This window comes from Actinoplanes sp. CA-252034, from assembly GCF_050956125.1.
Classification (GTDB): domain Bacteria; phylum Actinomycetota; class Actinomycetes; order Mycobacteriales; family Micromonosporaceae; genus Actinoplanes.
Genome location: NZ_CP191846.1, coordinates 1605263 through 1628207, shown reverse-complemented (window position 1 = coordinate 1628207; position 22945 = coordinate 1605263). Strand labels below are relative to the sequence as shown.

Sequence of the window (22945 nt, the reverse complement as noted above, 5' to 3'; positions counted from 1 at the left end):
CGTGTATCCGTCCGTCCCAGGTGGCATGCCCACCACCAACCGCGGAACCGCCGGTGGCGTCGCGCCCGTCTCGGGCACCGCCGGGGGCGTCGCGCCCGTCTCCGCGCCCGCCACTCCCTACGGCCCCGGTATGCCCCGGCACGGCACCGGTCACCCACCGGCGCAGCCCGAGGCCACGCAGCCACTTCGTGCTCCCGGCGCGACGCCCCCGCACTCCGCACCCGTCTCCGCACCCGCGGTCCGTCCACACACGGGAATCAACCCGGTCTCCGGGCCGGCCGGTTTCGACTCCCGGTCCGGCGTCGCCCCGGTGTCCGCCCCCGCTAACCAGGACCGACGCGCCGGCGCAACGCCCACGGGTTTCGACCCACGCGCCACCACCCCACCCACAAGCTTCGACCCCCGCACCAGTGCCGCACCCGTCTCCGCACCCGCAGGCCACGACCCGCGAGCCGGCGCCGCGCCCGTCTCCGCGCCCACGGGCCATGACGCGCGAGCCGGCGCCGCGCCCGTCTCCGCACCCGCAGGCCACGACCCACGGGCCGGGGTCGCGCCCACGAGCTTCAGCCCTCGGGCCAGCGCCGCACCCGTCTCCGCGCCCACGGGCCATGACCCGCGGGCCGGGGTCGCGCCCGCCTCTGGGCCGGTGGGTGCAGGACCGCAGGTCGGGGCCGGAGGTGTGCCCGGTGCCGGGCAGGCCGTTTCCGATGGGCGGTTCGGGCGTGATCTGCAGCCGCCCGAGACCACACAGTCGATGATCGCGCCGGGAACGGTTGCACCGGGATCCGGACGGGACACGCAGGCTGCGTCCCGTTCCGGGGCTCCTGCGGCGGGCGGCCATGGGCCGGGAGCCGGGGTGTCGACTCCGCGCGGTCCGGAACAGCACGGTGGAAGCCGCTTCGGGGACAGCGGACGCGACGAGCAGGACCCCACGCGGCCACTCGACCCGCGACGGCTCGGGCACGGCGCGCCCCCGAGTGGCCGCTACGACGGTGTCTCGGATCCCGACGACCCGACGCGGCCGTTCGGGCTTCGCCGGAGGTCCGGGGGCGAAGGCCTCCGAGCGGTCGAGGACGTCACCCGGCCGATCGACCCGCGCAGATCGGCTGCGGCGGGTCCCGCCACTCCCACTACGCCCGCGCAGCAACCAGACGCCGGGCACACCACCGGAACCGGTCGGCACGGCGACGGAACCGCACCGTGGCAGGCTGCCGCCGCGGCCGCACCCGTTCAACCTGATGAGCGGACCACGACCGACGGCTCGGCATCCGGGCGTCAGGGCGGTCCGGGTACGGCCGCTGGTGACCCCGCCACCGGCGGGTCCGGTGCGGGCGCGTCCTCCCCGGGTGGAACGGCCGTGGGCGGGACCGCCTCGGGTGGGACGGCAGCGGGCGAGACCGCCGCGGGCGAATCGGAGACCCACGGCCTCGGGTGGCTCCTGTCGATGAGCGGGCTCGGAGCTACCACTCCAGTCCCCGAGGCCGAACCGGAGGCGCCCGTCGAGAGCGTCGAACCGGAGATCCGGCCGTTGGGCTGGTTTGCGCCGGTTGAGACCGAGAACGGCGACGAAGCAGAACCGGCTCCCACGGCCGACGGCTCCCCTCAGGCGGAATCGGCGCCCGAATCGAACGTCGGGGGTACGCCCGCCCAGGCAGTTCCGGCCTCTACCACGCCTACCGCTGCCGTCCCGGCCACGCCGACCCAGACCGTCCCGGCCACGCCAGCCCAGACACTTCCGGCCACGCCGGCCGAGGCAGTTTCGGCCACGCCGGCCCAAGCCGTTACCGTCACGCCGGCCCAAGCCGTTACGGCTACGCCGGTCGAGGCTGTTTCGGCGACGCCCACTCGGGCCGTCGCGGGCACGGCCGCGCCGGCCCAGGTTGTTCCGACGCCGCCTGGGTTCACACCTGCTGCGAGCGTCGCCGAGCCGGTCGAAGCGCTTTCGACCGGGAAAGGCCCCGCAGCGGATTCCGGTTCCGATGACTTCACGACAGCGTCGGCCATGGCTGCCGGTGACTCTGCTGCCGCCGGGTTCGCGGCGGAAGAGGCCCCGGCCGGGGACGCTGACGAGAGCATCGCCGTCATCTCGGGCAACCGGATGTCCGGCGCGGAGACGACTACGGTCGATCGATCCGTCTTGGCGGATGAGACGGGCGCTTCCGACATCGACACCCGGGAGACTGTGCCGGGAGCTACCGGAACGGTCTCGGACATCTCCTTTACCGGTGCCTTCGGGGACGAATCGCAGGCGGCCGACGACGACACCGACGAATCGGAGGCGGCTGGCGTCGGCACCGACCGCGGTACGGACGCATCGAGCTCTAACGCGTTCGGGAACGGAACCGTCACGACGGAGAGCTTCTCTGCCGACCGAGCCCCGAGTAGCCCAACGGCCGCGCCGACCATCCCTGCCTTCGGCTATGAAACGTCGGCGGCCGAGCTCGTTCCGGACGAGACAGAGACGTCCCCCGCTCCTGCCCTCACGGACGAACCGCCGGCCGGGCTCGCCTCCAACGAGAACTCGGACACGACTGCTGCCAGCGCATTCGTGCACGAAGCGGCAGCGCACAGGCCCGCTCCGAGCGACGAACCGACGACACCCACCATCGCCCCCGTCGAGAGCGGTGCTTCGGCGACCGATTTCGTCTCGGATGACGAAGCTGACATGTCATCAGCCCGGGCTTCCTCGGAGGAGCCGGTGACGACCTGGCTCCCTTCGAATGAGGACACTAAAGCGCTCGCATCCAGCGCATTCGTCCGCGAAACGGCAGCCCCCGGGTCCGACCCGAGCGACGAACCGATCACCATCGCCGTCGAGAGCGACACGGCCCCGGACGAACTCGGCGCGGACGAACTCGCCCCAGACGAACTCGCCTCGGACGACGAGACGCAGATGGTCTCCGCCCCGACCGTCCCGGACGAAACGGTGACGACCTGGCTCATCTCGGACGGGGAAAGGGTGGGCGGGGCTCTTCCCGATGAAGCCGCGGTGGCCGAGGCCGAAGTGACCGTCGTGTCCGCGCCTGGATGGTCGGGTGCGGCGGAGGGGCCGGCTGAGGACGCCGGGGTGTTGTCCGATCGTGAGGACGAGACGGCTTCGGTCAGCTTCGGCGAATGGGAGCCCTCGTCCGGTACGGGCGAGATGGCTGCCCAGCCATCCGGCGCAGTGGAGTCGCCCGGTCACGGCAGCTCGAATCATGATGAGACCGCCAGTTTCGGCGATTCCGCTGGTCATGACGCTGCCTCTGATGAGGTTGAGGAAACGACCGTGGTGCTGCGCCGACTCCGGATCGTGGAACCAGGGGTCTCGGACGAGGGTGCGGCTCCGCGTTCAGGCGCCGGAGACTCTGCCGAGAGTTCGGTAGGGGCCGGCGAGCACGCGAGCGTGTCCGAGGACGAACTCGATCTCACGCGGACCATGCAGATCGTCCGTATCAAGGCGGCGGCGACCGAGCCGGCACACAAGGGCGGCTCGGCGGCCGATCAGGACGATGCCGTCACCGAGCCCACAGACGAAGAGCCCACCGCGATCTCGGTCTTCGCAGCGGGTGATGGGCATCGCTCGCCGGAGGCAGATGCCTCTGCGGAACCCGACACCGCGACCATCTCGGCGGAGCCTGAGACCGCCGCGCTGAGCGTGGAACCCGACACCGCAGCGCTGAGCGTGGAACCCGACACCGCCGCGCTGAGCGTGGAACCCGAGACCGCAGCGCTGAGCGTGGAACCCGAGACCGTCGCCCTGTCGGTCGAGCCGAACACCGTTCTCCTCACCGGGGATCCGCAGACGATCGTCCTGGGCGCGGAGCCGGAGACCATCCTGTTCAACGCCGAACCAGAGACCGTCGCACTTCGCCCTGAGGCCGAAGTCACCACGCTCCGCCCGGAGCCCGAGACCGCCGCGCTCCACCCCGAGCCGGAAACCGTCACGCTCCATCCCGAGCCCGAGACCGCCGCGCTCCACCCGGAGCCCGAAACCGCCGCGCCTGGAATCGAGTCGGTGACCACCGTGCTCAGCGCGCAGGTGGCGACCACAGGCATCGCGGCGGAGGCGACGACGACGTCAGAGACGGCGGCGCCGGAGTCGGTCGCGGGAACGACTGAGGCGGAGACCACCGCGGAAGCGGCCGAGGCGAAGCCGGTCACGGGGACGGCCGGGACCACGACGGTCGCGGAAGCGGATGAGGCAGAGGTGTCCGAGGCCCGCGACGGCGACGCGGGCTCGGCCGTCGCGGACGTGCCGGATCGGAGTGGCGACCAGGCCGGCACGACGGACGGCAGGGCGGGCGGGACGACGGCGACGGAACCGGCGGCGGTGGACCCGGCCGGGAGCGACGACGTCGCCGGAGACGATGCGGAGGGCGCTTCGGGCGTACCGCTGCAGGGTGTGACGTCTGAGACAGCCGGCGGGAGCGCGGCGGAGACGTCTGGGTCGCGGATCGTGACGCCGGAGGCGGAGGTCGTGCGGGCCGAGCCGGTGCGGCAGCGCCGGGACCAGCGGGCTTCGGCGGACCGGCGGCGAGCCGACCCGGAGCAGGCCCTGGCCGCCTATTCGTGGACCTATGACCCGCAGACGCTGCGGGAGCAGGTGGACGAGCCGGACCGGCTGTGGGACGTCGCGGACCGGCTGACCGACCGGCTGGAGTTCGCCGAGCGGGACAATGTCCGAGCGGGGCTGCTGAGCCTGCGGGCCGTGGTGCACCGGATCGTCGGGGAGCTGGACGACGCGCTCGCCGACGGGCGGGAGGGTCTGCGGCACGCGGAGGCGTCCGGTGAGCTGCGGATCACGGCGATCGCGCAGGCCCGGCTCGCGCACGTGCTGCAGTGGCGCGGCGAGTTCGAGGAGGCGGACCGGCTGTACGCGGACGCCGACTCGCCGGAGCTGCCGCCGCGGACCCGGGCGGAGATCTGTGAGCTGGCCGGGCGGTCGGCGTACGAGCAGGGCCGCTACCTGGAGGCGGTGAACCTCTTCGAGCGGGCGCTGGACGTACGCCGTGGTGAGGATCCGGAGATGGTGGAGCGGATCGAGCTGGCGCTGGACGCGATCAGCCGGCGTTCCGGGGCGGCCGGGTGGGGCCCCTACCCGCGGACCCGGGACGAGGTGCTGGGGCTGCCGGACGCGCCGGTGCCGCTGCTCGACGACGGGGCCGGCCTGTGGGGGTACGCCGCCGCGGTGGAGCCCCGGTTCGTGGAGGCGCAGCCGTTCGCCGAGGGTGCGGCCTGGGTGCGGCGGCCGGAGTCGGCGGCGTGGGAGCTGATCGACGCGAGCGGGGAGCTGATCATCGTGTCGGCGCACGGCTACGTCGGGGTGACACCGTTCGCCGAGGGGCTGGCCTGGGTGACCCGGCAGGACCAGGGTGGCTGGTTCGCGATCGACCGGGAGAACCGGCTGGTCGTGCCGGCCGGTGGGTTCGAGGACGCGCGGCCGTTCCGGCGCGGGCTGGCCGTGGTGCGGCAGGGCGGCGCCTGGGGTGCCGTGGACCGGCATGGGCGGTTCGCGGTGACGCCGTCGTACCAGCGGTTCGTGACGGCGCTGCACGTCGGCGGGGAGATCGACGGGTTCACCGACGACGGGCTGGCGGTGGTCGACGCCGGGGACCGGTTCGGGGTCGTCGACCGGGCCGGGCGGACCGTGGTCGAGCCGGTGCACGCCGCCGTGGTGATCCACCCGGTGGCGTTCCTGGTGCGTGACGCGGCCGGGCTGTGGGGTGCGCTGGATCGTTCCGGCGCGCCGCTGGTCGACATCGGTCATCGGGACCGGGAGGCGGTCGTCGAGGCACTGCCGGAGGAAAACCGACCCGTCCTGTAGGGATAGGCTGAGGTGATGGAGTTTCGTCATCTCGGCCGTTCCGGCCTGCTGGTCAGTGAGATCGCCTACGGAAACTGGATCACCCACGGCTCCCAGGTGGAGGAGGAGGCCGCGCTCGCGTGTGTGCGCGCGGCCCTCGACTCCGGCATCACCACCTTCGACACCGCCGACGTCTACGCGGGGACCCGTGCCGAGGAGGTGCTGGGCCGGGCGCTGAAGGGTGAGCGCCGCGCGGGCCTGGAGATCTTCACGAAGGTGTTCTGGCGGACCGGTCCGGGCGCCAACGACAGCGGCCTGTCCCGCAAGCACATCCTGGAGTCGATCGACGGGTCGCTGCGCCGGCTCGGCACCGACTACGTGGACCTTTACCAGGCACACCGGTTCGACCATCACACGCCGCTCGAGGAGACCGTCGAGGCGTTCGCCGACGTGGTCCGGCAGGGCAAGGCGCTCTACATCGGCGTGTCCGAGTGGACGGCCGAGCAGATCCGGGCAGCCAAGCCGATCGCCGACGAGCTGCGGGTACGCCTGGTGTCGAACCAGCCGCAGTACTCGATCCTGTGGCGGGTGATCGAGGCCGAGGTGGTGCCGGCGTCAGAGGAGCTGGGCCTGGGGCAGATCGTCTGGTCGCCGCTGGCGCAGGGGGTGCTGACCGGGAAGTACAAGGCCGGGGAGCAGCCGCCGGCCGGGTCGCGGGCCACCGACGAGAAGTCGGGCGCCGGGTTCATCGCCCGGTGGCTGGAGGACGACGTGCTGACCGCGGTGGCCCGCCTGCAGCCGCTGGCCGACGAGGCCGGGCTCACGCTTGCTCAGCTGGCGGTGGCGTGGGTGTTGCAGAACCCGAACGTCTCCGCGGCGATCATCGGCGCGTCGCGGCCGGAGCAGGTCCGGGACAACGTGAAGGCCTCGGGGGTGAGATTGGAGCCCGGCCTGCTGAAGGCGATCGACGAGATCGTGGAGCCGGTCGTGACCCGCGATCCGTCGCTCACCTCCAGCCCGGCCAAGCGTCCCTGACTCACTCCCAGAAGCGCATCAGGCTGAACCCGGTCCCGTAGAGGCGTGAGTCGACGCCGAGCAGGCCGGCCAGCCAGTCGACGAAGGTGAAGAACCAGTCGCCCACCTGGGTCTGCCACAGCAGCAGGAAGAGCACCAGGAAGCCCCACGGCGCCATCACGTTCCACGCGCGCTGGTAGGCGGGGCTGAACCACGGGGAGATGATGCTGCCCCCGTCCAGCCCGGGGACCGGCAGGAAGTTGAGCACGCTCGCGGTCACCTGCAGGAACGCGAGCAGGGCCAGCGCCGCCCAGAACGCGACGTGACTGTCGTCGGTGAGGGCGGCCTGGCCCAGGCCGGTCACCACCACCTCCGGCGCCAGGCCGAGCAGGAACGGCATCGCCACGATCACGGCGAGGACCACGTTGGTGAGCGGGCCGGACGCGCTGATCAGCGAGTCCTTCACCTTGCTCTGGATATACCGGTGGTCGATCCAGACGGCGCCGCCGGGCAGGCCGATGCCGCCGAGGATCACCACGATCACCGGCAGCACGATGGAGAGCAGCGGGTGTGTGTACTTCAACGGGTTGAGACGCAGGTAGCCCCGCTCGGCGACGGTCAGGTCGCCGGAGAAGTAGCCGGTGACGGCGTGCGCATACTCGTGCAGACAGAGCGAGATGATCCAGCCCGAGATCACGAACAGGAACACGTCGAACCCGATGTTGCCGAACTTCGTCCAGGTCATCACGCCGGTCACGACGAAGACGGCGACGATGCCGACGAAGACCGGGCTCGGCACGAAGGCGTTGCGCGGTGTACGGGTGTAAACCGGTTCGTACGTCACGGCAGCTCGCTCACTCGGCCGGGAGCAGGCTCATCTGGTAGTCGACCCGGTCGTCCTCGACGAGGATGACCGTGCTGACCCCGGTGGACTGCAACTGCCGCCACTCCTGCCCGATCCAGGACTCGGCGTCGGCCTGGCTGCTGAACGACTCCTCCGGGCCGTCGACCGTCTTGCCGTCGACGTCCTCATACCGCCAACTCCACGGCATACAGCCGCCCCCTCACGTCAGTACCTCGGTGGGCTTCCACCCTACGGCGTCCGCGTGTGCGACCCGGCTCTAAGGTACGGGGCATGTCCGAAGATCGGTGGAACACGGTTCTGGTGCTCGGTGGTATCCGGTCCGGCAAGTCCGGGTTCGCCGAGTCGCTCATCTCCGGCGCCCCCTCGGTGCGATATGTGGCGACCGCTGTCGGCGGCGAGGACGATCCCGAGTGGCAGGCCCGGATCGAGGAGCATCAGCGGCGGCGACCCCAGTCCTGGACGACCGAGGAGACCGGCGCCGAGCCGGCCACGCTCACCGAGCTGCTGCGCCAGGCCGGGCCGGACGAGACGGTGCTCGTCGACGACCTGGGTGGCTGGGTGGCCGCCGTCCTCAACCCGGCCCGGCAGCCCAACGACGACGAGGCCGACGTGGCGGCGCTGGCCGAGGCGGTCCGCGAGACGGCGGCGCGGGTGGTGCTGGTCAGCCCGGAGGTGGGGCTGTCGCTGGTGCCGGTCACGCCGGTCGGGCGGGCCTTCGCGGACGCGCTCGGCGTCACCAACCAGGCGCTCGCCGAGGTCTGTGACGCGGTCGCGCTGGTGGTGGCCGGGCAGACGACCTGGCTGAAGGGGCGGGCGGAGCCGGTCGAGGCCCCGCCGGTGGTCTCCCGGCCGATCGCGGTGCCCACCCCCATGACGCCCGCTCCCCCGCCGCCGCCGGCCACTGTGGTCACCCCCGTCGCCGAGCCGGAGCCGGAGCCGGAGCCGGGGCCCGCGCTCGTCGGCGCGCTGAGCGGGGCCACGATGACGCTGCCGCTGGTCTCGTCCGGGCTCACCGAGATCAAACCGGGCATGGACCTGCCGCTGCCCAGCGCCGACGCCGGGCCGGACGCGCGCGAGCGCCTCGCCGCGCTGGACCTGCCGGGCGGCGGGCTGGGCGCGCTCGGCGAGGCCGTCGAGTTCGCCGCGGCCACACAGAGCTCGGTCACCCCGCGCGCCTGGACGGGTGTCCGGGTGGTGGTGATCGGCGGGCGGCGTGCCGGCGGGGCGGTGGCCGGTGCCGACACCGCCGACGTGGAGCGCCGCATCGCCGAGGCCGAGCTCGGCTCCGGGCTGATCGGCCGGCTCGCCGCGCAGGCGGGCGCCGACGTCTCGGTGCTGCGCACCCCGGCCACGGGCGCGATGGAGGACGGCCCGGTCACCGGTGAGCGGGAGGTGGAGGCGGCGCTGCGCGACGGCTGGCGCCTCGCCGACGCCGCCGCCGATGCGGGCCGGGACGTGATCGTGCTGGCCGGCATCTCGGCCGGCATCGAGGCCGCCGCGACCGCGGTGCTGGCCGCCACGACCGGGGCCGAGCCGGTCGCCACCCTGCCCCGGGTGCAGGTGCCGGGCGCCCGGTTCGACGACGCGGCGTGGATGGCCCAGTGCGCGGCCGTCCGGGACGCGTTGCACCGGATCCGGCAGGAGCCGCGCGGGGCCGTCGACATCCTGCGGCAGATCGGCGGCCTGGACGTCGCCGTCGCGACCGGCCTGCTGCTCGGTGCCGCGGCCCGCCGGATCCCGGTGCTGGTCGACGGCCCGCTCGGGATCGCCGCCGGCCTGGTGGCCCGTGACCTGGCCAGCCAGACCCGGCACTGGTGCCTGCTGCCGGAGGCGGGCACGCTCGCGCTGGTCAAGCAGGGCGCCGACGTGCTCGGGCTGACCCCCGTGCTGCAGGTCGGGCTGGACCTGGGTGAGGGCGCGAACGCGCTGGCCGTGCTGCCGTTGGTGCGGACCGCGGTCGCGCTGGCGGCGGCACAGCCGGTGCACCCGGCGCTGCTCGGCGAGGTCGGCGACGACGGCCTCGACGACTCGCCCGCCGACGACGATGACGACGATGACGAGACCGACGACGAGCCGGACCTCCCGTTCAACACCGCCGCCTTCAACACGCTGAGCCCCCGCACGGAGTGGGGTGCTTGACGGGGTCCGGCTGGCGGTCACCACGCTGACCGTGCTGCCGCTGCGGGCGGGCCGGGTGGACCGGTCCACCGCGGCGGTGGCGATGTCGGTGGCGCCGGTCGTGGGGGCGCTGCTGGGGCTGGCGCTGGCCGGGCTGCACGCCGGTCTGCGGGCCGCCGGGTCGGCGGAGCTGGTCGCGGCCGGCCTGACGGTCGCGGCGGGTGCGCTGCTGACCCGTGGGCTGCATCTGGACGGGCTCGCGGACACGGTGGACGCGCTGGGGTCGTACCGCTCGGGCCCGGCCGCCCTGGAGATCATGAGAAAGCCGGACATCGGGCCGTTCGGCGTGGTCGCGCTCTGCTCGGTGGTGCTCGTTCAGGCCGCCGCGCTCACCGTGGCCGGGCCGTGGGCGATCGTGACGGCGTGGGCGGCCGGGCGGCTCGCGGTGAGCCTCGCCTGCCGTCGCGGGGTGCCACCGGCCCGGCCGGAGGGCCTGGGCGCGATGGTGGCGTCCACGGTGCCGCTCACCGCCGTGGCGGCGGGCGCGGCGTTCGTCGGTGCGCTCGCGCTTGCCGCGGTTCCGGGCCGTCCGTGGCAGGGGCCGGCCGCCGTCGCCGCCGCACTGTTCGCGGTGGTGCTGCTTCTGCGGCATGCGGTACGACGGTTCGGCGGCATCACCGGCGACGTGCTGGGAGCGGCCGTCGAGCTGGCGGTCACGCTCACCCTCGTCCTCGTGACCCTGGCTCCCGGCCGGCTCTGAGCGCTGCCTCAGCGTGCCGGGGACGGTGTTCCGAGCCGGCCGCGGAGATCCCGGCCGGCCGGACACCAGCGCTGTCCCCGAGGGGCTACGACAGCTCCGGGGTGGTCGTCAGCGGACGGACGGGGTGACGAACGGCGGCTTGACGAGGCGGGCCTCGGTGCGGCGGCCGCGGATGTCGACGGCGACCAGATCACCGTCGGCCAGGGCGGCGTCGGTGTCGATGAGGGCCAGTGCGATGCCGACCTTGCGTGTCGGCGAGAAGGTGCCGCTGGTCGTCTCGCCCACGGGACGCTCCCCCGCGTACACCCGCATGTGCCCTCGTGGGACGCCGCGGCCGGTGAGCTCCAGGCCGCGCAGGACCCGGCGCGGGCCCGCGGTCTTCTCGGCCTGAAGGGCCGACCGCCCCCAGAAGGCGGGCTTGTCCCAGCCGACCGCCCAGCCGGAGCGGGCCTGGACCGGGCTGATGTCGAGGCTCAGCTCCTGGCCGTGCAGCGGGTAGCCCATCTCGGTGCGCAGCGTGTCACGGGCGCCGAGGCCGCAGGGGCGCACCCCGGCGTCGATCACGGCGTCCCACACCGCGGGCGCGTCGTCCCACCCGACGACCAGCTCGTAGCCGTGCTCACCGGTGTACCCGGTACGGCAGACGGTCAGCTCGGAACCGCCGAGCGTCGCGGTGGCGAACGACATGTAGCCGTGCTCGGCGGGCAGGCCGAGCTTGCCGAGCACCTCGGCCGACCGCGGGCCCTGGACGGCGAGGATCGCGAAGTCGCGGTGCTCGTCGGTGACGGTCACCCCGGCCGGGGCGGCCCCGGCGAGCCGGCGGACCACCTCGGCGGTGTTCGCGGCGTTGGGGATCAGGAAGACGTGGCCGTCGTCGTGCAGGTAGGCGATCAGGTCGTCGACGACGCCGCCGGACTCGTCGCAGCACAGCGTGTACTGCGCCTTGCCGGGGGCGATCCGGCCCAGGTCGTTGGTGAGGCACGCGTTCACGAAAGCGGCCGCCCCGGCGCCCCGGACCCGGGCCTTGCCCAGGTGCGACACGTCGAAGACACCGGCCGCCTCACGAACCGCCGCGTGCTCCTTCAGGACACCTCCCCCGGCGTACTCCAGAGGCATGTCCCACCCGCCGAACGCTGCGAACTTCGCGCCCAGCGCGACGTGGCGATCATGCAGGGGGGACCGAAGCGGCGCGGAAGACATGACACTCAACTTACCGTTGACCTTGGGGTTGTTTAGAGTCGCGGGGACAACACCGTTTTCCCAATAGCCGGGAGCGCGCCCACCGGCGCCGTTCCGGCCCAGACGTCCGGAGTATCCGAGTGACCCAGCCCAGCCTCAGCCTGGTCGACACCGACCCGGCCGAATCGGCGGTCGATGCCATCGTCATCGGCCTGCACAGCCAGCCAGACGAGGACGGCAGCCTGTTGCCGGCCTCGGGCGCCGAGAGCATCGCCGCGGCCTTCGACGGCAAGCTCATCTCGACGCTGGCTCTGCTCGGCGCGACCGGAGCCCCCGGCGAGGTGACCAAGCTGGCCACGCTCGGCACGATCGCCGCGCCGCTGCTGGTGGCGGTCGGCCTCGGCGCCGAGCCGAACGGCCCCGCCCCCGACCCGGAGATCCTGCGTCGCGGTGCCGGCGCCGCGGTCCGCGCGCTGGCCGGCAGCGCCACCGTGGTGCTGGCCCTGCCGGTGCCCGACGACGCGGACGCCCCGCCGGCGCTGCGTGCCGTGCTGGAGGGCGCCCTGCTCGGTGGCTACCGCTTCGCCGGTTACAAGACCAAGCCGCAGAAGGGCCGTCGTGACCCGGTGACCGAGCTGCGCCTGCACGTGCCGGACGCGGCCGACGAGGCGGCGCTGGCCGAGCTGCGCCGCGCCGCGGTGGTGGCGAAGTCGGTGCGCCTGACCCGGGACTGGGTCAACACCCCGCCGAACGCGCTGCGCCCGGCGGATCTGGCCGACCAGGTGGCGGCGGCCGCGACCGAGGCCGGGCTCGGTGTCGAGGTGCTCGACTTCGAGCAGCTCAAGGCCGGAGGGTACGGCGGGATCGTGGCGGTCGGCCAGGGCTCGGAGGCCCCGCCGCGGCTGGTGAAGCTCACCTACACCCCGGCCGGGGTGGAGAACCCGAAGCGGGTCGCGCTGGTCGGCAAGGGCATCACGTTCGACACCGGTGGCGTGAGCATCAAGCCGGCCGCCGGCATGTGGGAGATGAAGTCCGACATGGCGGGCGCCGCCGCGGTGGCCGCCACGATGATCGCGGTGGCCGCGCTCGAGCCGGGTGTGGCCGTGTCCGGTTACCTGGCGATCGCGGAGAACATGCCGTCCGGGTCGGCGTACCGGCCGGGTGACGTGATCACCATGTACGGCGGCAAGCGGGTCGAGGTGTTCAACACCGACGCCGAGGGCCGGATGGTGCTGGCCGACGCGATCGTGCGGGCCTGCGAGGACGGTACCGACTACCTGTTCGAGACGTCGACGCTCACCGGCGGTCAGGTGATCGCGCTGGGCAAGCGGATCGCCGGCCTGATGGGCTCGGACGAGGCGTCCGCGCTGGTCGAGGCGGCCGGCAAGGCGGTCGGCGAGCCGGCCTGGCGGATGCCGCTGCCGGACGACGTGCGCAAGGGCATGGAGTCGGAGATCGCCGACATCTGCCAGACCAACGCCAACCTGGACCGGGCCGGGCACATGCTGCAGGGCGGTGTCTTCCTGCGCGAGTTCGTGGCCGAGGGCGTGGAGTGGGCGCACATCGACATCGCCGGCCCCAGTTACCACACCGGCGAGGCGAACGGTTACTGGACGAAGGGCGGCACGGGCGTGCCGGTCCGCACCTTCCTCAAGCTGATCGACGACCTGTCCTGACGATGGCGTGCGCCGTCCGGCTCAGACCGGGCGGCGCCGCTGGCGCTCGTTGTAATCGCGCATCCGCTGTGGATAGCCGAGGAGCTTCACGTCGTAGATCGGCATGCTGAGCTGGTGTGCGAATTTCCAGGCGACGTCGGGCGAGCCGATTCGCCGGCGGGTCCATTCACCGTCGTGTGCCACAAGCAACAGGGTGGTCTCGGTCACTGTCGTCTGTGGCTCGATGAATGCCTCGACTCCCTGTCTCGACCGGAAGAATTGCGTAAGATGCTCCAGATCGGCCTGGTTGACCTGCCGGCCTCCGGGCCCACCGGACCGGGGACGCCGCCGAAACCAAGCCACTGCTCCTCCTCGCGTTCGATCCCGCAAGGGTACGTCGGACCGACGTGTCGTGGGGCACCTGACTGCATTGACCGGGTCGAGAAGTGACAAGATGTCGGTGACGGGACTGTGACCGTTTCCATTGTGTGACCCACACCGGAGACGATGCGACCACTGGAGTCAACGTGAGCCAGCCCAACGGCGGAACCTTCGACATCGTCATTCTCGGCGCCGGCAGTGGTGGCTATGCGGCCGCCCTGCGTGCCGCTCAGTTCGACCTCAAGGTCGCGCTGATCGACAAGGCCGAGCTCGGCGGCACCTGCCTGCACCGCGGGTGCATCCCCACGAAGGCCCTCCTGCACGCCGCGGAGATCGCCGACCAGACGCGCGAGAGCGAGCAGTTCGGCGTCAAGGCCGATCTCGTCGGGATCGACATGGCGGGCGTCAACGCGTACAAGGACGGGGTGGTCGGCCGCCTTTACAAGGGCCTGACCGGCCTGCTGGGGCACAACAAGAACATCACGATCGTCCAGGGCGAGGGCAAGCTCGTCGGCAAGGACACCGTCGAGGTCGCCGGCCAGCGTTACACCGGCCGCAACGTCATCCTCGCCACCGGCTCCTACTCGCGCTCGCTGCCCGGCCTCGAGGTCGACGGCAAGCGGGTGCTGACCAGCGAGCACGCGCTCAAGCTGGACCGGGTGCCGCAGTCGGCGATCGTCCTGGGCGGCGGCGTGATCGGCGTCGAGTTCGCCAGCGTGTGGAAGTCGTTCGGCGCCGACGTGACCATCATCGAGGCCCTCCCCCGCCTGGTCGCCGCGGAGGACGAGGAGATCTCGAAGCAGGTCGAGCGGGCCTTCCGCAAGCGGAAGATCAACTTCAAGGTCGGCAAGCCGTTCGAGAAGGTGGAGCACACCGAGAACGGCGTGAAGGTCACCATCGCCGGCGGCGAGACCCTGGAGGCGGAGGTCCTGCTGGTCGCGGTCGGCCGTGGCCCGACGACCGCCAACCTGGGGTATGAGCAGCAGGGCATCACCCTCGACCGGGGCTTCGTGATCGTCGACGAGCGCCTGCGCACCGGTGTCGGCAACATCTACGCCGTCGGCGACATCGTCCCCGGCCTGCAGCTCGCGCACCGCGGCTTCCAGCAGGGCATCTTCGTGGCCGAGGAGATCGCCGGCAAGAACCCGGCGGTCATCGACGAGGCGGGCATCCCGCGGGTCACCTACTCCGACCCCGAGGTCGCGTCGGTCGGCATCACCGAGGCCAAGGCCAAGGAGCAGTACGGGGCGGACAAGGTCTCCACGTACAACTACAACCTCGGTGGCAACGGCAAGAGCCAGATCCTCAAGACCGCGGGCTTCATCAAGCTGGTCCGGGTCAACGACGGCCCCGTCGTCGGCGTCCACATGGTCGGCGCCCGGGTCGGCGAGCTCGTCGGCGAAGCCCAGCTGATCACCAACTGGGAGGCCTTCCCCGAGGAGGTCGCCCAGCTCGTACACGCCCACCCGACGCAGAACGAGGCGCTGGGCGAGGCCTTCCTCGCGCTCGCGGGCAAGCCGCTGCACGCGCACAGCTGATCCGATCGTTCTTTCGCTTTAGGGAGTTTGGGAAAAGATGCCGACATCGGTAACCATGCCGCGGCTTGGTGAGAGCGTCACCGAGGGAACCGTGACGCGCTGGCTCAAGCAGGAGGGCGAGCGCGTCGAGGCGGACGAGCCGCTGCTCGAGGTCTCCACCGACAAGGTCGACACGGAGATCCCGTCGCCCGCCGCGGGCATCCTCTCGCGGATCGTGGTCGGCGAGGACGAGACCGCGGAGGTCGGCAGCGAGCTGGCCGTCATCGCCGGTGACGGCGAGGACGCCGGTGAGGCCGCGCCCGCCCCGGCCCAGGAGCAGCAGGCCGAGGCCGAGCCGGAGCCCGCCGCTCCGGCCACCCCGTCGACCGAGAAGCCCGTCGAGGAGGAGGCCCCGGCCCCGCAGGCCGCCGCCCCGGCAAGCGGTGGCGAGGGCACCGAGGTGAAGCTGCCGGCGCTCGGCGAGAGCGTCACCGAGGGCACCATCACCCGCTGGCTCAAGGCCGTCGGCGACACCGTCGAGGCGGACGAGCCGCTGGTCGAGGTCTCCACCGACAAGGTCGACACGGAGCTGCCGTCTCCGGTCGCCGGCACCCTGCTGGAGATCAAGGTCGGCGAGGACGAGACCGCCGAGGTCGGCGCCGTCCTGGCGATCGTCGGCACCCCGGGCAGCGCCCCCGCCGCCGCGCCCGCCCCCGAGCCCGAGCCGGAGAAGCCGGCCGCGGCCCCCGCACCGCAGCAGGCCCCGGCACCGAAGGTGGAGTCGGCGCCCGCGCCGAACATCGCCGGCGAGTCCTACGCCACCCCCTCGCCCGCCGCGGAGACCAAGCAGCCGGCCGCTCAGCCCGCCGAGGCCCAGCCCGCCCCGGCCGCGCCGTCGGCCCAGACCACGCAGTCGAACGGGGCCGGCGACGCCGGTTACGTGACGCCGCTGGTCCGCAAGCTGGCCGCCGAGAAGGGCGTGGACCTGTCCAGCCTGACCGGCACCGGCGTGGGTGGCCGCATCCGCAAGCAGGACGTCATCGACGCCGCCGAGAAGGCCGCTGCCGCCAAGGCACAGGCCTCCACCCCGGCCCCGGCAGCCTCGGCCGAGAAGGCTGCCCCGGTCGCGGAGAAGGCGGCGCCCAAGGCGGAGCCGAGCCCGCTGCGCGGACGCACCGAGAAGCTGCCCCGGATCCGTCAGACGATCGCCCGCCGGATGGTGGAGTCGCTGCAGATCTCCGCGCAGCTCACCACGGTGGTCGAGGTCGACGTGACCAAGATCGCCAACCTGCGGAACAAGGCGAAGGCCGACTTCCAGGCCAAGCACGGCGTGAAACTGACCTTCCTGCCGTTCTTCGCCCTGGCCACGGTCGAGGCGCTGCAGCAGCACCCGGTGGTCAACTCGTCGCTGGACATGGAGGCGGGCACCGTCACCTACCACGGCGCCGAGCACCTGGGCATCGCGGTGGACGCGCCGAAGGGCCTGGTCGTCCCGGTCATCAAGGACGCCGGTGACCTCAACCTGGCCGGCCTGTCCAAGCGGATCGCGGACCTCGCGGACCGGACCCGCAACAACAAGATCGGGCCGGACGAGATCGGTGGCGGCACCTTCACGCTGACCAACACCGGCAGCCGGGGCGCGCTGTTCGACACGCCGATCATCAACCAGCCGCAGGTCGGCATCCTCGGTCTGGGCGCGGTCGTCAAGCGCCCGGTGATCGTGAACGACCCGGAGCTGGGCGAGATCATCGTGCCGCGGTCGATGGTCTACCTGGCGCTCTCCTACGACCACCGGATCGTGGACGGCGCCGACGCCGCCCGCTTCCTGGGCACTCTCAAGGAGCGCCTGGAGGCTGGACACTTCGAGGCCGACCTGGGCCTGTAGAGGTCATGACATCGGGGGGTGCGCCGTCACGGCGTACCCCCCGGTCTTGTTTGGGATCGTGCGATCTTCGGGAAAGAGTCACCTCATGCGCATCGTCATGGCCGGAGCGTCCGGATTCCTGGGCACGCGGCTCGCCGAACGGCTGCGGCTCAGCGGCCACGACATCGTCCGGCTGGTCCGGCGGCCCTCCGAGCGGCCGGACGAGGCCACCTGGGATCCGGCACAGGGCCGGCTGGACACCGCGGTGCTGGCCGGCGCCGACGCGGTGATCAACCTGTCCGGGGCGAACGTCGGTGACCGGCGGTGGACGGCGGCCTACAAGCGGGTGCTGCGGTCCAGCCGGATCGACACCACCGACACCCTGGCCCAGGCGATCAGCAAGCTGCCCGAGGGCGATCGGCCGCGGACGCTGCTGCAGAGCTCCGGCGTGGGGTGGTATGGCGACACCGGCGATCAGGCGGTGACCGAGGAGGCCCCGGCCGGCAACACCTTCCTGGCCGATCTGTGCCGGGTGTGGGAGGCCGCGGCCAGGCCCGCCGAGGACGCCGGCGTCCGGGTGGTGCTGCTGCGCACGGCTCCGACGATTGACGCCGGGGGCTCGCTGATCAAGCCGTTGTTGCTGCCGTTCAAGCTCGGTGCGGGCGCCCGGATCGGCGGCGGCCGCCAGTGGATGGCCTGGATCGCGCTGACCGACTGGCTGGCCGCGGCCGAGTTCCTGCTGACCCGGGACGATGTGGCCGGGCCGGTCAACATGGTGTCGCCCAAGCCGGTGACGAACGCCGAGTTCACCCGCGACCTGGCCCGGGTGCTGCGTCGGCCGGCTCTGCTCGCGGTGCCGGGCCCGGTGCTGGATCTGATGATCGGCGAGTTGGCCGGGGAGGCGCAGCGGTCCCAGCGGGTGCTGCCGGCGGTGTTGTCGAATGCCGGGTTCGCGTGGGCCTACCCCGATATGGGCAACGCATTGGCGGCGGCGCTGCGTCCAGAACCGGCCATGACCGGCTAGGGGCCTCAGGGTTTCTTGCTAACCTGCGGCTGATGTCCGTCGCCGCCCCTGCCCCCGCCGCGTCCGCAGATCCGCCCGTCGAGCCTCCGGCGCCCTCGCGCCCCCGGCCCTGGCGCGCCCATCTGACCGTCGCTCTCCTCGCCCTCGGCACCGCCGTCTACGTGACGAACGGGCTGTGGCGTGACCCGTACGGTAACGGCCTCTCCGACAACATCGGTGACCAGGCGTTCTTCGAGTGGTTGCTGGGCTACGGCGTCTACACGCTCGGCCACGCCTCGGATCCGTTCTTCTCCGAGATGCTGAACGTGCCGTTCGGGGTGAACCTGGCGGCCAACACGTCCATCTCGGTCTACACCATCCTGTTCGCCCCGCTGACCTATCTGGCCGGGCCTCAGATCAGCTATGTGACGATTCTCACTCTGAATCTCGCCGGGTCCGCTTTCGCCTGGTATCTGTTCCTCAACCGCTGGTTGGTGCGCAGTCCCCTCGCGGCCGGGCTCGGCGGCATGTTCTGCGGCTTCGCCCCCGGTTTCATCTCGCACGCCAACGGCCACCTCAACTGGACCGCGGGCTGGGTCGCGCCGGTCGTGATCTGGCAGGTGCTGCGCCTGCGCCAGCCGGGTCGCTGGCTGCGCAACGGCCTGGTGCTGGGCCTGATGCTCGCCGCGTTCTTCACGATCGCGGCCGAGGGCCTCTTCTACACCGCCCTGGCCAGCGGCATCTTCATCATCACGTGGGCGCTGGCCGGCGCGGTCCGGACCGAGGCGAAAGCCGCCTTCACCACGGTGCTGCGGGCGCTCGGGGTGACCGCCGTGGTGGCCGGCGCGCTGCTGGCCTATCCGCTGTACATGCACTTCGCCGGCCCCCAGACGTTCTCCGGCACCGGGTTCAACCAGCGCTACTTCGCCGAGGACGCGGCGGCCTACCTGTCGTTCCCGAGCCGCTCGCTGGCCGCCCTCTTCGGGCTGGGCTCCGACCTCGCCCCGAACCGGACCGAGGAGACGACGTTCTTCGGCGTGCCGCTGGTGGTGCTGATCCTGGTCTCGATGGTGCTGGTGTGGCGGCGGGCCACGCCCGGGCGCCGGGCCACCCTGCGCGCGATCACGCTGATCGGCCTCACCTTCCTGGTGCTGTCGCTCGGCCCGCGGCTCAACTGGATGGACGCCGAGCAGCCGGTCCCCCTGCCGTACGCGTTGCTCTCCCACCTGCCCCTCTTCGACGCGGCGCTGCCGTTGCGCCTGGGGCTCGTGGTGGCCGCGGTCTTCGGCGTGGTGCTGGCGCTGATCACCCAGGAGCTGCTGGACCGCCGGCTCTCGCCGTCGCTGCAGACCGCGATGAGCGCGGCGATCGTGGTGGCGCTGCTGCCGATCCTTCCGCTGCCGGTGCGCCACCAGCAGCGTGCGCCGGAGCCCGAGTTCATCGCCAAGGGCACCTGGCAGCGGTACGTGTCGGACAACGGCGTGATCTCCACCCTGCCGTTCGCGCTGAACGTGACGGCCGACGGGCAGCGCTGGCAGGCGTACACGATGGCCCGCGGCGGCCCGCAGTTCCGGATCCCCGGCGGCTACTTCCTCGGCCCGATGACGAACGGTGAGGAGGGCCGCAAGCAGATCGGCCGCATCGGCGCGCCGAACCTGCCGACCGACTGGCTGTTCACCCGTGCCGCGCTGTACGGCTACGTCACCGAGCTCAGCGACGCCGACCGTGCTCAGGCCCGCGCCGATTTCGCCTACTGGAAGGTGGAGGCGCTCTTCCTGCCCCAGGAGATCACCGGTTCCGACCACATGACGCTCTTCCGTAACGCCGTGCTGGTGACGGCCACCGATCTCCTCGGCGAACCGGAGCAGGTCGACGACGTCCTGGTGTGGCGCATCCGTCCCGGCGTGGACCCGATCGACCGATGAATTCCGGGCTGGATAATCTCCGCGGCGTGACGATCGCCGCGCCCGCCCCGGAAACGGACCTGACGACCGCAACACCCGTCGACGAGATCGCGCCGGAGGAGACCGGCGCCCGCAAGAAGCGCACCTGGCCGGCCCACATCGTGATGGCGCTGGTCTCCCTGGCTGCCGGGATCTACGTGTGCCAGGGCCTGTGGAGCGCGCCGTACCGCAACGTGGTCGCCGACAACGTCAGTGACCAGGGCCAGTTCGAGTGGATGCTGTCGTACGGCGTCTACCTGCTCCAGCACCTCAGCAACCCGTTCTTCACCGATCTGCTGAACGCGCCACGCGGCGTGAACCTGGCGATGAACACGTCGAGCACGTTCTACGCCGTGGTGTTCGCGCCGGTCACGCACTTCCTGGGTCCACAGATCTCGTTCGCGACGATCATGACGCTGAACCTGTCCGGCTCGGCGTTCGTCTGGTATCTCTTCCTGCGCCGCTGGCTGGTCCGCAGCGGGCTGGCCGCGGCGGTGGGCGGCTTGCTCTTCGGATTCAGCCCGGGCCTGGTGTCGCACGCCAACGGCCACCTGAACTGGACCTCCGGCTGGATGGTCGGGATCGTCGCGTGGTGGGTGCTGAAGCTGCCGGAACGCGACCGCTGGCTGCGCAACGGCATCGTCCTGGGCCTGCTCTGCACCATGGGCTTCTCGGTCGCCGCCGAGGCGCTGTTCTTCGCCGCCCAGGCCAGCGGCCTCTTCCTGTTCATCTGGATGCTGTCGCGGCCGGGCCTGCGGCAGGCGAAGGACGCGATCCGGCCGGTGCTGCTCTCGCTCGCGGTCACCGCGGTGGTGGCCGGCACCCTGCTGGCCTGGCCGCTCTACATGCACTTCGCCGGCCCGCTGAAGTTCTCCGGCACCGGTTTCGGGATGCGACAGTTCTCCGAGGACCTGGTGGCGTACGCGGCGTTCCCGTTGCGGTCGGTGGCCGGGATGTTCGGGTGGGGCGCCGACCTCGCGCCGAACGCGACCGAGGCGACCTCGTTCCTGGGCGTGCCGCTGATCGTGCTCTTCTTCGTGGCGCTGGCGCTGCTGTGGCGCCGCTCGGCCCCGGAGCGCCGGGTCACCCTGCGGGCTCTGGGCATCGTCGCGCTGCTCTTCTTCCTGCTCTCGCTCGGCCCGCGGCTGAAGTTCCTCGGCGAGGAGCACTCCGACATCCCCCTGCTGTACGCGCTGCTCGTCGAGGTGCCGCTGTTCGACTCGGCGCTGCCGGTGCGCTACGCACTCGTCGTCGTGATCGTCTTCGCGCTGGTCCTCGCGATGCTCACGGACGAGGTGGTGCGCCGGGAGAGCCTGATCCGCAGCCGGGCCGGGAAGATCGCATTCGGCGTGGCGATCGTGGCCGCGCTCGCGCCGATCGCCCCGCTGCCGCTGCGCACCATGGAGCGGTCGGCCGAGCCGGTCTTCATCTCCAGCGGGCGCTGGCAGGACTACGTCTCCGACCGCGGTGTGATCACCTCGTTGCCGCTCTCCAGCGAGGTCGCGATCGACATGATGCGCTGGCAGGCGTACACGATGGCCCGGGGCGGCGACAAGCTGTTCCGCATGCCGGCCGGTTACTGGCTCGGCCCGCGTGACTACACGGAGGCCGGGCGCAACGACACCGGCCGGCTCGGCCCGCCGGAGCGGCCGACCGCCAAGCTGCTCTACCGGGCCGCTCGCTGGGGCAACATGCCGAAGCTGACCAACCTGGACCGGGCGCAGGCACGCGTCGACTTCGCGTACTGGAAGGTCGAGGCGGTCTTCCTGCCCACCGAGGTGACCGGTCCGCGCGGCAACCTCAACCGGGACGCTCTGCTGCAGATCACCACTCAGCTGTTCGGCGAGCCGGAGCAGGTCGACGACGTGCTGGTGTGGCGTGTCCGACCCGGAGTGGATCCGGTCGACCAGTGGGAACAGGATTAGGCTTGCGGTCGTGACGTCTTCCGTATTGACCGTCCTCCGTCCCGGCCTGGTCGACTATCTGGAGGCCTGGGAGGAGCAGAAGCGCCTGCACCAGGGCGTGGTCGCCGGCACGCAACCGGACACGGTGCTGTTGCTGGAGCATCCGAGCGTCTTCACGGCCGGCAAGCGGACCGAGCCGGCCGACCGCCCGTTCGACGGCACCCCTGTGGTCGACGTCGACCGGGGTGGCCGGATCACCTGGCACGGTCCGGGCCAGCTCGTCGGCTACCCGATCGTCAAGCTGCCGGAGCCGGTCGACGTGGTCGCCTACGTGCGGCGGACCGAGCAGTTGCTGATCGACGTCTGCGCCGACTTCGGTGTGGTCGCCGAGCGGGTCGAGGGCCGCAGCGGCGCCTGGGTCCGGGCCACCGACGGCGGGCTGGACCGCAAGATCGCGCAGATCGGGATCCGGGTGTCGCGCGGTGTCACGCTGCACGGCTTCGCCCTCAACTGCGACTGCGACCTGTCCAACTTCAACCGCTTCATCCCCTGTGGCATCCGCGACGCCGGCGTCACCTCCCTCAGCGCCGAGGTCGGCCGCCCGGTCCCGGTCGCCGAGGTCCTGCCCGTCGTCGAGCGCCACCTGGCCACCCTGCTCTGATGGCCCTCTACCGCAATCCGCGCGACAAGCGGGTCTTCGTCCCCCGGCCGAACGGCAGCGTGGTGCTCAACTTCGGTCACCCGATCGCGTGGGCCATCCTCATGTGCATGACGGTGATCCCCTTCGTGATCGTCACGGTGGTCACCATCGCGGTCTTCCTCTAGCCACTTCTTCGGTACGGTCCACGCCGGGTTCCGGGCCTACATCGCGACGCGGTCCGTGGTCCGGGCCGCGACGCGACCGCTGGGTTGCACCGTTGGCCACCGCATACGCCCGGCGGTCGCGGTGGAGGCCGG

Annotated in this window: 17 protein-coding genes; 12 read left to right on the top strand and 5 right to left on the bottom strand. The window is 71.9% G+C overall.

What is annotated here, in order from left to right; all coding sequences use genetic code 11:
* Positions 1-1602 precede the first annotated feature (1602 nt).
* Positions 1603-2349, bottom strand: coding sequence for a hypothetical protein (locus tag ACQPZW_RS07585; RefSeq protein ID WP_433794116.1), 747 nt, complete (start codon positions 2347-2349; stop codon positions 1603-1605).
* Positions 2350-3385: 1036 nt separating this feature from the next.
* Here ACQPZW_RS07585 and ACQPZW_RS07580 point away from each other — a divergent pair.
* Positions 3386-5806 carry a WG repeat-containing protein gene (locus ACQPZW_RS07580; RefSeq protein ID WP_433794115.1) on the top strand — a complete coding sequence of 807 codons (2421 nt, stop codon included), beginning with the start codon at positions 3386-3388 and terminating at the stop codon, positions 5804-5806.
* A 15-nt stretch (positions 5807-5821) separates the two neighbouring features.
* Positions 5822-6820, top strand: coding sequence for an aldo/keto reductase family protein (locus ACQPZW_RS07575; RefSeq protein WP_433794114.1), 999 nt, complete (start codon positions 5822-5824; stop codon positions 6818-6820).
* A gap of 1 nt (position 6821) precedes the next feature.
* On the opposite strand, the gene ACQPZW_RS07570 is transcribed toward ACQPZW_RS07575, so the two are convergent.
* Positions 6822-7643, bottom strand: a complete 822-nt coding sequence (locus tag ACQPZW_RS07570; protein ID WP_433794113.1) for a site-2 protease family protein — start codon at positions 7641-7643, stop codon at positions 6822-6824.
* A 10-nt stretch (positions 7644-7653) separates the two neighbouring features.
* The gene (locus ACQPZW_RS07565; protein WP_433794112.1) at positions 7654-7851 is read right to left on the bottom strand and encodes a hypothetical protein; all 198 of its coding nucleotides are present in this window, start codon (positions 7849-7851) and stop codon (positions 7654-7656) included.
* A gap of 83 nt (positions 7852-7934) precedes the next feature.
* On the opposite strand from ACQPZW_RS07565, the gene ACQPZW_RS07560 reads away from it, so the two are divergent.
* Together ACQPZW_RS07560 and ACQPZW_RS07555 are read left to right on the top strand one after the other, a co-directional pair.
* A complete protein-coding gene (locus tag ACQPZW_RS07560; RefSeq protein ID WP_433794111.1) occupies positions 7935-9803 on the top strand; it encodes a bifunctional adenosylcobinamide kinase/adenosylcobinamide-phosphate guanylyltransferase in 1869 nt (622 codons plus the stop codon).
* Entirely contained in the window at positions 9796-10542 is a 747-nt protein-coding gene (locus tag ACQPZW_RS07555; protein ID WP_433794110.1) for an adenosylcobinamide-GDP ribazoletransferase, read from the top strand. The genes ACQPZW_RS07560 and ACQPZW_RS07555 overlap by 8 nt, the downstream gene beginning before the upstream one ends.
* A gap of 108 nt (positions 10543-10650) precedes the next feature.
* On the opposite strand, the gene gcvT is transcribed toward ACQPZW_RS07555, so the two are convergent.
* Positions 10651-11742 (bottom strand): glycine cleavage system aminomethyltransferase GcvT, encoded by a 1092-nt coding sequence (gene gcvT / locus ACQPZW_RS07550; RefSeq protein WP_433794109.1) that lies wholly within the window; start codon positions 11740-11742, stop codon positions 10651-10653.
* A 119-nt stretch (positions 11743-11861) separates the two neighbouring features.
* Between gcvT and ACQPZW_RS07545 the strand changes: the two genes are divergently transcribed.
* The gene (locus tag ACQPZW_RS07545; RefSeq protein WP_433794108.1) at positions 11862-13397 is read left to right on the top strand and encodes a leucyl aminopeptidase; all 1536 of its coding nucleotides are present in this window, start codon (positions 11862-11864) and stop codon (positions 13395-13397) included.
* A 21-nt stretch (positions 13398-13418) separates the two neighbouring features.
* Here ACQPZW_RS07545 and ACQPZW_RS07540 read toward each other — a convergent pair whose 3' ends face one another.
* On the bottom strand, positions 13419-13739 hold the full coding sequence (locus ACQPZW_RS07540; RefSeq protein ID WP_433794107.1) for a hypothetical protein: 321 nt from the start codon (positions 13737-13739) through the stop codon (positions 13419-13421).
* A gap of 164 nt (positions 13740-13903) precedes the next feature.
* Between ACQPZW_RS07540 and lpdA the strand changes: the two genes are divergently transcribed.
* The 7 genes from lpdA to ACQPZW_RS07505 all read left to right on the top strand — a co-directional run bounded on the left by lpdA (position 13904) and on the right by ACQPZW_RS07505 (position 22813).
* Complete coding sequence (gene lpdA / locus ACQPZW_RS07535) at positions 13904-15295, top strand: dihydrolipoyl dehydrogenase (protein ID WP_433794105.1); 1392 nt, start codon at positions 13904-13906, stop codon at positions 15293-15295.
* Between the two features lie 37 nt (positions 15296-15332).
* Complete coding sequence (gene sucB / locus ACQPZW_RS07530) at positions 15333-17159, top strand: 2-oxoglutarate dehydrogenase, E2 component, dihydrolipoamide succinyltransferase (protein WP_433794104.1); 1827 nt, start codon at positions 15333-15335, stop codon at positions 17157-17159.
* Positions 17160-17244: 85 nt separating this feature from the next.
* Entirely contained in the window at positions 17245-18162 is a 918-nt protein-coding gene (locus ACQPZW_RS07525; RefSeq protein ID WP_433794103.1) for a TIGR01777 family oxidoreductase, read from the top strand.
* 32 nt (positions 18163-18194) lie between these two features.
* The gene (locus ACQPZW_RS07520; protein WP_433794102.1) at positions 18195-20066 is read left to right on the top strand and encodes a DUF2079 domain-containing protein; all 1872 of its coding nucleotides are present in this window, start codon (positions 18195-18197) and stop codon (positions 20064-20066) included.
* A 26-nt stretch (positions 20067-20092) separates the two neighbouring features.
* A complete protein-coding gene (locus ACQPZW_RS07515) occupies positions 20093-22009 on the top strand; it encodes a DUF2079 domain-containing protein (RefSeq protein WP_433794100.1) in 1917 nt (638 codons plus the stop codon).
* Positions 22010-22019: 10 nt separating this feature from the next.
* On the top strand, positions 22020-22649 hold the full coding sequence (lipB, locus tag ACQPZW_RS07510; RefSeq protein ID WP_433794099.1) for a lipoyl(octanoyl) transferase LipB: 630 nt from the start codon (positions 22020-22022) through the stop codon (positions 22647-22649).
* Positions 22649-22813 carry a peptide ABC transporter substrate-binding protein gene (locus ACQPZW_RS07505; RefSeq protein ID WP_433794098.1) on the top strand — a complete coding sequence of 55 codons (165 nt, stop codon included), beginning with the start codon at positions 22649-22651 and terminating at the stop codon, positions 22811-22813. The genes lipB and ACQPZW_RS07505 overlap by 1 nt, the downstream gene beginning before the upstream one ends.
* The last annotated feature ends 132 nt before the right edge of the window (positions 22814-22945 follow it).

Excerpts from the sequence above, each read along its gene's own strand:
- ACQPZW_RS07575 (WP_433794114.1), top strand. The coding sequence starts at position 5,822 with ATGGAGTTTCGTCATCTCGGCCGTTCCGGCCTGCTGGTCAGTGAGATC.
- ACQPZW_RS07565 (WP_433794112.1), bottom strand. The coding sequence starts at position 7,851 with ATGCCGTGGAGTTGGCGGTATGAGGACGTCGACGGCAAGACGGTCGAC.
- ACQPZW_RS07560 (WP_433794111.1), top strand. The coding sequence starts at position 7,935 with ATGTCCGAAGATCGGTGGAACACGGTTCTGGTGCTCGGTGGTATCCGG.
- gcvT (WP_433794109.1), bottom strand. The coding sequence starts at position 11,742 with ATGTCTTCCGCGCCGCTTCGGTCCCCCCTGCATGATCGCCACGTCGCG.
- sucB (WP_433794104.1), top strand. The coding sequence starts at position 15,333 with ATGCCGACATCGGTAACCATGCCGCGGCTTGGTGAGAGCGTCACCGAG.
- ACQPZW_RS07525 (WP_433794103.1), top strand. The coding sequence starts at position 17,245 with ATGCGCATCGTCATGGCCGGAGCGTCCGGATTCCTGGGCACGCGGCTC.
- ACQPZW_RS07520 (WP_433794102.1), top strand. The coding sequence starts at position 18,195 with ATGTCCGTCGCCGCCCCTGCCCCCGCCGCGTCCGCAGATCCGCCCGTC.
- ACQPZW_RS07505 (WP_433794098.1), top strand. The coding sequence starts at position 22,649 with ATGGCCCTCTACCGCAATCCGCGCGACAAGCGGGTCTTCGTCCCCCGG.